The 13,572-nt window shown below is 39.8% G+C and carries 11 protein-coding genes; 7 read left to right on the forward strand and 4 right to left on the reverse strand.

The features are described 5' to 3' along the window. Nucleotides 1-64: 64 nt before the first annotated feature. From FKG96_RS24155 to FKG96_RS24170, 4 genes are read right to left on the reverse strand one after another with little or no spacing between them, the layout of a single operon-like run. Nucleotides 65-1,024 carry a M20/M25/M40 family metallo-hydrolase gene (locus FKG96_RS24155; RefSeq protein WP_013663365.1) on the reverse strand — a complete coding sequence of 320 codons (960 nt, stop codon included), beginning with the start codon at nt 1,022-1,024 and terminating at the stop codon, nt 65-67. A 25-nt stretch (nt 1,025-1,049) separates the two neighbouring features. Further along, nucleotides 1,050-1,772, reverse strand: coding sequence for a DNA repair protein RecO (gene recO, locus FKG96_RS24160; RefSeq protein ID WP_013663366.1), 723 nt, complete (start codon nt 1,770-1,772; stop codon nt 1,050-1,052). Then, nucleotides 1,762-2,136 carry a diacylglycerol kinase family protein gene (locus FKG96_RS24165; protein ID WP_130858338.1) on the reverse strand — a complete coding sequence of 125 codons (375 nt, stop codon included), beginning with the start codon at nt 2,134-2,136 and terminating at the stop codon, nt 1,762-1,764. The genes recO and FKG96_RS24165 overlap by 11 nt, the downstream gene beginning before the upstream one ends. A 2-nt stretch (nt 2,137-2,138) precedes the next feature. After that, on the reverse strand, nt 2,139-2,339 hold the full coding sequence (locus FKG96_RS24170) for a signal peptidase (RefSeq protein WP_242627399.1): 201 nt from the start codon (nt 2,337-2,339) through the stop codon (nt 2,139-2,141). A 207-nt stretch (nt 2,340-2,546) separates the two neighbouring features. Here FKG96_RS24170 and ileS point away from each other — a divergent pair, with 207 nt between their 5' ends. The 7 genes from ileS to ligA all read left to right on the forward strand — a co-directional run bounded on the left by ileS (nt 2,547) and on the right by ligA (nt 13,516). Then, nucleotides 2,547-5,960, forward strand: coding sequence for an isoleucine--tRNA ligase (gene ileS / locus FKG96_RS24175; protein ID WP_013663369.1), 3,414 nt, complete (start codon nt 2,547-2,549; stop codon nt 5,958-5,960). 82 nt (nt 5,961-6,042) lie between these two features. Next, nucleotides 6,043-6,426, forward strand: a complete 384-nt coding sequence (locus tag FKG96_RS24180) for a TraR/DksA C4-type zinc finger protein (protein ID WP_013663370.1) — start codon at nt 6,043-6,045, stop codon at nt 6,424-6,426. Between the two features lie 82 nt (nt 6,427-6,508). After that, on the forward strand, nt 6,509-7,159 hold the full coding sequence (locus FKG96_RS24185) for a lipoprotein signal peptidase (RefSeq protein WP_130858337.1): 651 nt from the start codon (nt 6,509-6,511) through the stop codon (nt 7,157-7,159). A 152-nt stretch (nt 7,160-7,311) separates the two neighbouring features. Further along, on the forward strand, nt 7,312-8,022 hold the full coding sequence (locus tag FKG96_RS24190; RefSeq protein WP_013663372.1) for an SIMPL domain-containing protein: 711 nt from the start codon (nt 7,312-7,314) through the stop codon (nt 8,020-8,022). 148 nt (nt 8,023-8,170) lie between these two features. Then, nucleotides 8,171-10,894 (forward strand): aconitate hydratase AcnA, encoded by a 2,724-nt coding sequence (gene acnA, locus FKG96_RS24195; RefSeq protein ID WP_013663374.1) that lies wholly within the window; start codon nt 8,171-8,173, stop codon nt 10,892-10,894. A gap of 202 nt (nt 10,895-11,096) precedes the next feature. After that, nucleotides 11,097-11,282: a hypothetical protein gene (locus FKG96_RS24200; protein WP_013663375.1), complete on the forward strand. Its 186-nt coding sequence runs from the start codon at nt 11,097-11,099 to the stop codon at nt 11,280-11,282. 215 nt (nt 11,283-11,497) lie between these two features. Then, nucleotides 11,498-13,516, forward strand: a complete 2,019-nt coding sequence (gene ligA, locus FKG96_RS24205) for an NAD-dependent DNA ligase LigA (protein WP_130858336.1) — start codon at nt 11,498-11,500, stop codon at nt 13,514-13,516. The last annotated feature ends 56 nt before the right edge of the window (nt 13,517-13,572 follow it).

Below are 13,572 nucleotides of genomic sequence, written 5' to 3' on the forward strand. Positions count from 1 at the left end.
AATTTTTTTTATTATCGACATCGATCAAGAGACACACGCATAAATATACAAACATGTAAAAATCTTACTTGACTTCCGTAAAGTTAAGTTTATTTTTATTCATTGCTTTCAAAATGATTTCTATTTCCAAATCGACTATTTTTGCCAATGCTGTTATATTGACTTTTTCAGGAGTATCCGTAGGCATATGGTAATCTTCATGTCCACCCGTGTGAAAAAAAAGAACCGGGATACCTTTAGCGTAAAAGGAGCCATGATCAGAACCACCACTTCCGCTTCTGTCTGTAAAATATTTAATATCGCTTGTAATACCTTCAAAAACGGCTGGCCAACTATCGCTTGTACCGAAACCGCCTATTCCAAGTCCACGCCCCGGATCATACCTGCCAATCATATCCATGTTCACCATAAAATTCACTTTATTCATTGATGTAACAGGATGTTCTACATAATACTTAGAGCCCAGCAGCCCCAATTCCTCTCCCGAAAAAGCTACGAAAAGAATATTATAATTCTCTTGCCGTCCATTTTGTGAAAAACACCTTGCTAGTTCCAATAGTCCCGCGACGCCCGAGGCATTGTCATCGGCACCATGATGGATCTTCCCTTCAGGCAAAGCGTCCTTAGAACTGCCCTGTGTACCTAGCCCCAAATGATCATAATGGGCTCCAATGATGATTGTATTTGTCGCCCTATTATCCAAATATCCTATCAGGTTATCGGCTTTCCGCAAACTATCGGGAACAACCACCTTTTTCACTTTTGCTATAAACGGCTGTCGATAACCCTTATCTCCTAATGGCTTCAGGCCATATTTCTTAAAATAGCGCTCAATATACTTCGCCGCCTTTTTTATACCTTTACTGCCCGTTCCTCTACCTTCCAACTTATTTGCTGCCAAAAAATAGATATGCTTTTTTATCAAAAGTGAGTCTGCTTTAATTTCGCCGCTTTGAGCATGACAAAAGGAAACAGTTAAAAAAAACATAGAAGGCAGCACGTAACTTTTAATGAATGTAAACATATTATTCGTATATGATATGATTGCTTTAAGCCAAAACTTCTTCCAGTATTTCGAGTGATTTTATTTCGCCTAAACCATCGATATGGAGTTGATAAAAATCGATCAATTTCTGCAAAAGAATTCTTCGGTCCCGGTTACCTATTTTCACATTGTTAAGCGATGCAAAACTGGTATTTAAAAGTGTATTCCACTGACCGGTATGTGGTTCCTGCAAAACTAAGATATGACCTGGGGTGAATCGAGTAAAAACACCTTCCTTAAGATCAAAATAAATTTGTTCTCCTGTTCGGGATGCTGGATAGAAGCCTAAATATTTGGTGAGTTTTAGAAGAAAAGCTAAATGAAAATTGATCGGTGTTTCCTCGGACGAATCTAACCAGCATATTGCACTAAAGAGGTATTCAAAAAGCTTTTCATCCGGCCCCTGCTGCCGAATGCTTTTATATATTATTTCCGTAATAAACAAGGCCATGGAGCTTTTTATAATATCGTAGGGAATCCGTTGAAAAACCGGTAATTGCCGAGCCTCCGCCATCCGGTTTAATCCCGTTGTAGTTTTTTGATATACGACAAGATCTAATAAATGTAGTGGTTGCAATATATTAAGGTGAATCTTCGCCCGTGCCCTCTTTACGCCGTTGATAAGATAAGACTGTATACCAAACTTTTCCGTAAATATTTGCGCCACAACACTCGTCTCGGCATAAGGAGTAATCTTCAGGACAATTCCTCTGGTTTTATGTAACACTATTGAAATGCTTTATTACTTGCACAAGTTTAGGCAAAAAAATAATGATTCCACAAATAATAGAAAATACAGCCAACAGCAGAACGGCGGAGGCGGCGGCATCCTTCGCCTTTTTTGCTAAGGGATGCCAGGTAGGTGAAACCAGATTGGTTAAAGCTTCCAGCGCAGTATTAAATAGCTCAGCAGCCAATACAAGAAAAATGGATACCCCAATCCAAAGCCACTCATTGAGATCGATTTTCAATAAAAGCCCCATTATAAGGGCAAGTATTGCAAAAGCAGATTGGATCCTGAAGTTCCTTTCGGTTTTAAATGTATCACGTAAACCATACCAAGCAAATCTCAACGCAGATAGAAAGCCCATAATTAATCACTTTCGGAGGATTGCTGTTGCTCTTCTCTTGATTCAAGGATGCTTTGACGCTCTATTTTTCTAATTAAACTATAGACAATAGTAACAAAGCCGACACCAAATACCAGTACACCCAATGTTAATGTGATTCCATAGAAATCATTTTCCAACCTTTTCAGATACATGCCCAACATGCCCATCAGAATTCCCAACATTGTAATTAGGATACCGCGTTTCAGATATTTATTCATAACTACTAAGAGCTAAACTGTCAGTTAAAGATAATAAATTTTCGCTTTGTGACGATCTAAAGGTTTAAATCGAAAGAAAATACAGGAATAAGCAGGGAAGCGATTACACCGTTTTCACTTTTCGCCTTAATGTCTTAACTTTGCATCCTTAATTTTTGGATTAATACACTGATGTACAAGGAATATAAACAGCTCGATTTACCAAATATAGGCAACAATATCTTAGCTAATTGGCAGGCAAAGAATGTGTTTGAGAAAAGTGTCACCAGCAGGCCTTCTACAAAGCCCTATACTTTTTATGAAGGTCCTCCCTCTGCCAATGGTATGCCTGGCATACACCACGTCATGGCTAGGACAATAAAGGATATTTTCTGCCGATATAAAACCTTAAAAGGCTTCCAGGTAAAGCGGAAAGGCGGATGGGATACCCATGGTCTTCCCATCGAACTTGCTGTAGAAAAAACTTTAGGTATTACTAAAGAAGATATTGGTAAAAAGATATCAGTAGAGGAATACAATAACGCCTGTAAGCGCGAAGTAATGCGCTATACGGATGTTTGGAATGATCTGACTGAAAAAATGGGTTATTGGGTTGATCTCAAAAACCCCTACATTACTTATCAAAACGAATACATCGAAACCATTTGGTGGATATTAAAGGAATTATACAATAAAGACCTATTATACAAAGGTTATACTATTCAGCCATACTCTCCTGCTGCGGGAACCGGCCTGAGCTCACATGAGCTAAATCAACCCGGCACCTATAAACCTGTTAAAGACACGACAATTGTAGCAGAATTTAGAATCGTCAAAGATCAGATTCACCCATTAATGCCTCAGTTGTTCGAAGAGGAAGGAGAAGATACGGCAATCATCGCCTGGACTACCACACCTTGGACTTTACCGGCAAATTGCGCACTCGTCGTGGGAAAAAATATTACCTACGTAAAGATACGGACGTTTAATCCCTATACATTTGAGCCGATCAGCATTGTTTTGGCAAAAGATTTAGTTGGCAAGTATTTCAAATCGGAGGCGAAAGATCTTCCCTTCCAAGATTACAAAGAAGGTGACAAACTGATTCCTTGGGAACTTGCAACTGAATTTAAAGGAGAAGACTTGCTCAATTTACGTTATGAACAACTACTTCCTTATGTCATTAATGATGATTTACAGCAACATGCATTCCGTGTCATCCCTGGGGATTTTGTGACGACCGAAGATGGCACCGGTATCGTACATGCTGCTGCTACATTTGGTGCAGACGACTTTAGAGCCTGTCGTGAAAACGGAGTTCCCGGAGTTTTAGTAAAAGATGAAAATGGCAAAGATGTTCCAATTGTAGACAAACAGGGACGATTCGTCAAAGAAATTACAGATTTCGCCGGACGTTTTGTTAAGGAAGAATACTACAGCGACGAAGAAAGGCAAGAGCCGGACTTTAAACCAACGGATGTGTTAATTGCGATCAAGTTAAAGGAGGAGAATAAAGCCTTTGATGTCAAACGATATGAACACAGTTATCCACATTGTTGGCGTACCGACAAGCCTATCTTGTATTATCCCTTAGACAGCTGGTTTATAAAAACCACTGCCGTTAAGGAAAAACTCGTGGCACTTAATAAAACGATCAATTGGAAGCCTGAAGCTACCGGCACAGGACGTTTTGGAAATTGGCTGGAAAATCTAGTTGATTGGAATCTATCTCGATCTAGGTATTGGGGCACTCCCCTGCCTATCTGGCGTTCAGAAGATGAAAATGAAGAAATTTGTATAGGATCGATACAGGAATTACGTGAATATATCGAGTTTAGTTTAACTACCAATGTGTTAAATGAAGAAGAAAGCGCCAAACTACGCGAATATCTGGTAAAACTCGACACTGATAAATTTGATCTTCACCGACCTTATGTAGACGACATTGTGCTTGTGTCTGATAGCCTTCAGAAATTGTTTAGAGAGCCTGACCTTATCGATGTGTGGTTCGATTCCGGATCAATGCCGTATGCACAGTGGGGGTTAGACCATGAAAAATTAGCAAAAGGAGAGAAATTTCCATTCAAAGAAGGTTTTGAAGAGGCGTATCCAGCCGACTTTATAGCTGAGGGCGTAGACCAAACGCGGGGGTGGTTTTTTACATTGCATGCAATAGCAACCATGCTTTGTGATTCCGTAGCATTTAAAAATGTGGTTTCTAACGGTCTGGTGCTCGATAAGAATGGAAACAAAATGTCCAAACGCTTAGGTAATGCGGTAGATCCTTTTGCCACCATTTCAAAATACAGTGCCGATGCTACCCGTTGGTACATGATCAGCAATGCTGCACCTTGGGATAACTTAAAATTCAATGAAGAAGGTTTAGATGAAGTGCGGCGTAAGTTCTTCGGAACACTATACAACACTTATGCTTTCTTTGCGCTATATGCCAACATTGACGGCTTCTCTTACATGGAAGCAGAGATCGCCTATAATGACCGTCCTGAAATTGATCGTTGGATCATATCACTCTTGAATAGTTTGACAAAAGAGGTAGATACATTCTATCAAGATTTCGAGCCAACAAAAGCAGCTCGTGCCATCCAAAATTTCGTGGATGAGCATTTAAGTAATTGGTATGTACGACTATGTCGCCGCCGTTTTTGGAAAGGCGAATATAGTGAAGATAAAATCTCTGCTTATCAAACCCTATATACCTGCTTAGACACAGTTGCGAAACTCATGTCTCCAATCGCTCCTTTTTTCAGTGATCAACTATTTCTGGACCTCAATAACGCAACGCAGAAAGATCGGGCGGAATCAGTTCACCTTTCTTTCTACCCGACTTATAATGAAGCGCTTGTAGACAAAAATCTGGAAGAACGGATGACCTTGGCCCAAGATATATCGTCGTTAACTTTATCTCTACGTAAAAAAGTAGGTATAAATGTTCGTCAACCACTAAACAAAATTCTACTTCCGGTGTTAGATGATACATTCAGGGAGAAAGTAGAGAAAGTGAAAGATTTGATTTTATCGGAGACAAACATCAAAGAAATAGAGTTTATAAAGGATACTTCCGGGATTATACGAAAAAAAATCAGACCTAACTTCAAGGCCTTGGGACCTAAGGTTGGAAAAGATATGAAACTGGTTGCAGCAGCTATTCAAGCGTTTGGAGAGTCGGAAATTAGTCAATTGGAAACATCTGGATCCTTTACCTTAACGGAGGCTCCTTATACAGTTACCTTAGCGGATGTAGAAATAATCGCAGAAGATGTAGCTGGCTGGCAAGTTGCCAACTTAGACAAGCTCACGGTAGCTTTAGATGTTCATATTACACCGACACTAAAAAATGAAGGCCTGGCACGTGAACTTGTGAATCGCATACAAACACTTCGAAAGGAACTTAACTTTGAAGTAACTGATAAGATCAATGTGACGATAAGCAATAGTTCCTTAATTGCCGATGCTATTAAAGATAATTTATCTTATATTAGCACAGAGATCCTAGCCAACTCGTTTAAAGTTGAAAACAACTTAACCGGTGGAGAACGTGTTGAAATAGAAGAGACTGAGCTAAATGTATTAATTGAAAAAGTGTAGTTTTAGAATCTATAACCCGTATTATAGCAAGGTCTTTAGCAAAACCTTGGCAGATTTAGATTCTTGTTAAAAAATTTGAAAAATGGAAAACACAGAAAAGACACGTTACAGCGATGCCGAACTACAAGAGTTTAAAGAAATTATCTTGGAAAAACTTCGAGTAGCGAAAGAAGAATTAGCCTCTTTGACTAAATCTTTAAGTAACCCAAACAGCAATGGTACAGATGATACGGCGGGTACTTTCAAAACGTTGGAAGATGGTTCGGCTACGCTTGAAAAAGAGCAGATCAATCAATTAGCTGCTCGTCAGAAAAAGTTCATTGACAATTTAGAGGCTGCATTGGTAAGAATAGAAAATAAAACATATGGCGTGTGCAGAGAAACGGGTAAACTAATTCAAAAAGAGCGTTTACGCGCTGTTCCCCACACTACTCTAAGCATGGAAGCCAAATTAAAACAATATTAAAAACAAATCGGCCATTTCTCATTAACGGAGGATCTCATTCTTCTTTAGGGAAATGGCTGATTGATTTTGTGCGAACGAAATAATGAAAGGATATACTAGACCGCTCTTCCTCGTATTAGTTGTTTTATTTTTAGATCAAGTTATCAAATTTTGGGTCAAGCTCAACATGACCTTGGGACAGGAATTTAAAATTGTCGGAAACCGGGCACTCATTCATTTTACTGAAAACAACGGTATGGCTTTCGGTATGGAATTTGGTGGCGAGAGCGGAAAATTAGCATTATCTGTGTTCCGTATATTGGCTGTATTGGGCATTGGATATGGATTGGTTTACATGATTAAACGTAAATATCACCGCGGACTCATTCTTTGTGTATCGTTAATTTTTGCCGGTGCTGTAGGAAATATCATTGACTCTACTTTCTATGGTATGATTTTTAGTGAAAGCACGTGGTATGAAAAAGCGGTTCTGTTTCCTGCTGGAGGTGGATATAGTAGTATTTTCCACGGAAAAGTAGTAGATATGTTTTATTTCCCTCTGTTGCAAGGGACTTTCCCATCATGGTTTCCGTTATGGTCAAATGAAGAATTTATCTTCTTCAGACCGGTTTTTAATTTAGCAGACTCTGCCATTTCAGTAGGCGTAATTATCATACTAATCTTCCAGAAACGTTATTTTAAGGAGGAAGTTCAAGAATCTGCAAGCTATCACAGCGAAGTTATAGAAGAATAAAATTCTAAAAAAATAACCTATTGTAGCATTTTCTTTTACAGTATCGTTTCATACACAAATATAAAACTTATAGCATAAGCAACCTGTTTGGGCCATAGTAATACGTGCAAAGCTCATGCAGGATTCATCACTTTTAAGAAAAAATTATGCAGATGAAAAAAATATTAGCAGCAGTATTGTTAGGAACAATCGCATTATCCGCTTCAGCACAAAATGTTGATACAAGAAGGAAGATAGAAGTTTATGGATCTGCTGAGGAGGAAGTAACCCCGGATATTATTTATGTGTCCATATCCTTAAAAGAGTATTTTAAGGATAATAACAACAAAAATAAGGTAGCAATTGATGAATTGGAAAAGCAGTTGTCAACTGCTGTAAAAAAAGCCGGAATAAAGGAAGAGGATTTCACTATAGAAAACATCTCAAGCTATAATTATATAGATCCCAAGAAGAAGAAAGATCCCGGTTTTTTAGCAAGCAAGCAATACAAAGTGAAAGTAGCTAATTTAAATGCAATCAATTCCATTCTTTCAAGCGTAGATGAAAAAGGAATTCAATCTACCGCTATTGCTGGGTATGACCATAGCAGGATGACCGAAATACGGAATGAGCTACGCATAAAAGCGGTAAAAAATGCGCGGGAGAAAGCAACCGTGTTAGCTCAAGCGTTAGGCGACAGCTTAGGAAAGGCCTTGGAAGTAAACGATAATAATACAGACGCAGGCAGTCCGCAGCCAGCTATGTACAGTGCAATGGCCATGCGCGGAAAAGCGGCAGATTATGCACAGGAGGAATCACTAGATATCGATTTTAAGAAAATTAAGATTAACTATCAATTTCGTGTTGTATTTGAACTAAAGTAATAAACACCGAATTATATTGATGAGCCAAGAGATTTTAAATCATCTCTTGGCTTTTCTTTTTATAAGTCATTTAAAATTCAGGAATGATGTAGTTAAAAACATTTTTAAGGAAAATGAAGTATTATAATAGTACTAAAACTAAACTAAAATGGACAAAAAAATAGCTTCACTTAGTCAATTGAGAAAGGAGGGAAAGCCTATAGAAAAACTTCCATTTTCTATTCGAATCCTATTGGAGAATGTTATACGCAATCATGATGGATTTTCTATTACCGATGAGCATTTAGAAACACTTATTCAGTGGAACCCCGCCGGTACTGACAAAGAGATCCCATTCAAACCTGCACGTGTGTTAATGCAGGATTTTACCGGCGTACCTGCAGTCGTAGATATTGCTTCAATTAGGGCTGAAGTAATACGAAAGGGGAAAGACGGAGATAAAATTAACCCGGCAATCCCGGTCGACCTGGTAATTGATCATTCTGTTCAAGTGGATTATTTCGGTACCGACTATGCTTATGAAAAAAATGTTGACTTAGAATATGAACGAAATGCAGAGCGTTATCAATTACTGAAATGGGCGCAAAAAGGATTAAATAACTTTACAGTAGTTCCTCCAGGAATGGGAATCTGTCATCAGGTAAATCTTGAATACTTGGCCAAGGGCGTTATTGACCGAGACGGCTGGTATTTCCCGGATACCTTGGTAGGCACAGACTCACATACTCCGATGGTCAACGGCATCGGTGTGTTGGGATGGGGTGTCGGTGGTATAGAAGCAGAAGCTGCGATGCTGGGGCAACCGATATATTTCACCTGCCCTCAAGTCATCGGATTAAAACTTACGGGAAAAATACCGGAGGGATGTACAGCTACCGATATGGTATTAGCTATTACCAAGCTGCTCCGAGATTATGGAGTTGTGGGAAAATTCGTAGAAGTGTTTGGAGAAGGCCTCGATAACTTAACGGTTACCGATCGGGCAACCATTTCCAATATGTCGCCCGAGTTCGGTTGTACCGTCACTTATTTCCCCATTGATCACCAGACACTTGATTATATGCAGCGGACAAATCGATCAGAGGACCACATTCGTTTGGTAGCGGATTATTGCAAGGAAAATCTATTATGGCGTACGGGGGAAGAAAAAATTCATTATACCGATATCCTTCATTTGGACCTGAATACTTTAGAACCTACAGTTGCCGGTCCAAAACGACCTCAGGACAAGATTCTGATCAAAGATCTATATCACAAGTTCGGTGCCTTGTTAGAAAAGGAATATAGTCGTACCTACGTTTCTTTCAAAGACAGGGAGGTTAATACCTGGCTGTCGGAAGGTGGATCCAGAACACAGTTCACGCCTACGAAACCCCATCCATCGCCGCAAACTACGATCAAAAGTGACCAACTGAAAACAGTAAGAATAATCGACAATAACCAAGAATATGAACTGAGTGACGGTTCCATCGTAATTGCTGCAATCACTAGCTGCACAAACACCTCCAACCCTGCGGTCATGATTGGTGCCGGCTTAGTCGCTCGAAAGGCCGTTGCTCGCGGCTTACGGACCAAATCATGGGTTAAAACAAGCTTGGCCCCTGGTTCCAAAGTAGTAACGGCTTATTTGGAGCGCTCAGGTTTATTAGAAGATCTTGAAGCCCTGCGATTTCATCACGTAGGCTATGGATGCACATCTTGCATCGGCAACAGTGGTCCGCTACCGCCCCACATTGCAGAAGCAGTTGATCAAGCGGAACTAGTGGTAGCCTCCATTCTAAGTGGCAACCGAAATTTTGAAGCACGCGTTCATCCTCAGGTAAAAATGAATTTCCTTGCTTCACCAATGCTCGTTGTTGTGTATGCACTTATCGGCAGAATCGATGTTGATATTTTAAATGACCCCATCGACACGGACCCGAATGGAGAACCCGTCTATTTAAAAGATATTTGGCCGACGCAAGAGGAAATTAATCAAGTCATTCTATCGTCACTTCAGCAGAGCGATTTTAAGAAAGTGTATGACGTAATCTTCGACGGAAATGAACAATGGCAAAATTTAATTGCACCTACCGGAAGCGATTATCAGTGGGACGAGCATTCTACTTATATACAGGAAGCTCCCTTCTTTAAAAACATTAGTAGCGAGCTTACACCATCAAGCGATATTAAAGAAGCGCGTGTACTGCTATATTTAGGTGATTCTGTAACGACCGATCATATCTCGCCTGCCGGTTCCTTCAAATCAGATACGGCCGCCGGCCAATATCTGGAAAACAAAGGCGTCGAGGTTAAGGATTTCAATTCTTACGGCTCTAGACGTGGTAACCATGAAGTGATGATGCGAGGAACATTCGCCAACGTACGCATCAAAAATAAAATTTCCGATAAAGAAGGTGGCTATACAACCTACTTTGGAACCAATGAAACACTTAACATTTATGATGCTGCCTCGCTTTATCAACGGGATTCTACACCACTTATTATCCTTGCCGGCAAAGAATACGGCAGCGGGTCATCACGGGACTGGGCAGCAAAAGGTACGAACCTACTCGGCGTTAAAGCGGTTATAGCGGAAAGTTTCGAACGCATACACCGCAGTAATCTGGTAGGTATGGGAGTAGCGCCATTGGAGTTTTTACCTGGAGAAAGTGCCGATACGCTGGGTTTAACCGGTAGGGAAACTTTTAATATCACCGGGATAGCCGATGATTTAGTACCGCACAAGCTGCTCGACGTACAAGCAAAAGACGAACAGGGACGAAATTTATCATTTAAAGTTAAAGCTCGATTTGATTCGGCTATTGAAATAGCTTACTACAAAAACGGCGGCATACTCCACTATGTTTTAAGAGATTTTTTAAAAAAATAAAACGAAGAAAGACAAGCATACAAATCTATCTTTCAGACTGTTAGCACGTTTTTGTAAAAATTTTCTCCAATTAAGCACAAAATAATATTAAATTTCATTTTTTATATTATTTTTCTTATATTTATGTTTTATAATCAATAAAGGCCTAAAAATCACGTTACGTGTTTTTACTTTTTATTAAAATCAAGGAGGGACTAGGAAAATGAAGAAATTATTTTTAGTGTTGATGGCAGCGATTTATTCTAACTTAGCATTAGCGAACCAGGTAGGTACGGACGAAGAGTATAGTACACCCAAAACCGTAGCTTATCTTGTTATTGGCGTTATCTTGGTAACAATTATTGCAACCGTGCTTTATAAGCGTCCTAAACGCAAATTTAATGAATAAGTAGTACCCTTGTGCAAGGGTACTACTCTAAAATTGATAGCAATTCATTTTTCCAACTCGATTTCCCGGTTTAAATAGGCAGCTACAATTTCTAATAAGGTGGCACGTTCAGATTCAAAGTATAGTTTCTCTCCCAAAAAATGCACCCGATCCTAAAAAACACCATTCCTATTTAAGATTGTCCTAGAGAACTAGAATTTTTATTAACTTCGCATATGCAAAGGAATGATGCATTAAGCCGCATTGAAGCGCTAACAAAAGAACTGAACGATCACAATTACAAATATTATGTACTCGCACAACCGAGTATATCTGACTTCGATTTTGACCAAAAGTTAGCTGAATTAGCTGCCTTGGAAAAGGACTATCCCGAGTTTTTAGACCCTGATTCACCAACGCAGAAAGTTGGCGGGGATATTACTAAACAATTCAAGACAGTCCGTCATAAGTGGCCTATGCTCTCTTTGAGTAATACCTATAGCGAGAAAGAGCTAAAAGACTTTGATGAACGGATCCGTAAGGTGCTGGGTGACGATTTTGAATATGTATGCGAGCTGAAATTTGACGGCCTATCTATCAGTTTAACTTACGAACAGGGCGTACTTACCAGGGGTGTCACAAGAGGTGACGGTACGCAAGGCGACGAAGTAACCAGCAATATAAAAACGATAAAAAGTGTTCCCAATAAAATTAAATCAGGCCACTTTCCGGATCTTTTTGAGATCAGAGGAGAGGTTTTTATGCATAGAGCGGCCTTTGAACGACTGAATAAGGAACGTCTGGAAAACGACGAAATTCCTTATGCCAATCCGCGTAATTTCGCAGCAGGCACCATCAAGCTGCAGGACTCCTCAGAAGTAGCTAAGCGTCCACTGGATTGCTTTCTTTATTTCTTATATATGGATAACCGCGATCGGTTATTCAAAACACATTGGGAGAGCCTGGAAGCCGTTAAATCGTGGGGCTTTCATGTTAGCGAACATACAAAGCTTTGCCGCACGATCGACGAGGTCTTACAGTTTATTTCCTATTGGGATGATGCTAGGCATAAGCTTTCTTACGATATTGACGGGATAGTGATTAAAGTAAACAGTTATGCACAACAGCACGAGCTCGGCTTTACCGCAAAGTCGCCGCGCTGGGCAATTGCTTATAAATATAAAGCTGAGGAAGTGGAGACCATCCTCAAATCCGTAAGCTATCAAGTAGGACGAACCGGTGCAGTAACACCCGTTGCAAATCTAGAACCCGTACAACTGTCCGGAACAACAGTAAAAAGAGCCACACTTCATAATGCCAATGAAATAACGAGACTCGATCTTCATGAGTTGGATACCGTCATGGTAGAGAAGGGCGGCGAAATTATTCCAAAAATCATTGGTGTAAACAAGGACAAACGCGTTCCTGACACGAAACAGATAGCCTACCCCACACACTGCCCGGTATGCAACACAGTGTTGATCCGCAAAGAGGGCGAAGCCGTACATTATTGTCCCAACGAATTGGGATGCCCTCCTCAAATAGTCGGGAAGATTCAACATTTCATCAGCAGAAAAGCAATGGATATTGAAGGGATGGGAAATGAAACAGTTGAAGTATTGTACAAAAAGGGATTACTGAAACAGATAAGCGATCTTTATCAATTACATCATCATAAAGAAGAACTTGAACAGATTGAACGCTTTGGTGAAAAATCGATCAACAATATGCTTCTTGGTATTCAGAAGTCGAAAGAGCGACCTTTTCAGAAAGTGCTGTTCGGTCTCGGAATCCGTTATGTAGGCGAAACTATTGCCAAGAAATTAGCGAATAGCTTTAAAAACATCGACAACCTCATTCAGGCGAGTGTAGAAGAGATTGCCGCTGTTGACGAAATAGGAGAGCGAATTGCCCAAAGCGTTAAGGAGTATTTCAGCAACACGCTTCACTTACATCAAGTTGAAATCCTAAAAGGCGAGAATCTACAGTTCGCTATTATTGAAGAAGAATTTCAATTGAACAGCAATAAGCTAGCCGACAAGTCTTTCGTGATATCAGGCGTATTCGAACACTATAGTAGAGAAGACCTCGGTAAAATCATTGTTCAAAATGGAGGCAAACTACTAAGCGGTATTAGCGCCAAGCTAAATTACCTCGTAGCCGGAGAAAATATGGGCCCGTCGAAACTCGCCAAAGCACAGAAATTTAATATCCCAATCATTTCAGAAGTGGAGTTAATAAAAATGATTCAGTAGCTTTGCAAAACGTACTTCACATAATGAATATAGAAGAAAGAATAATAAATCAAAAC

The organism is Olivibacter sp. LS-1 (assembly GCF_008245145.1).
Lineage (GTDB): Bacteria > Bacteroidota > Bacteroidia > Sphingobacteriales > Sphingobacteriaceae > Olivibacter > Olivibacter oleidegradans.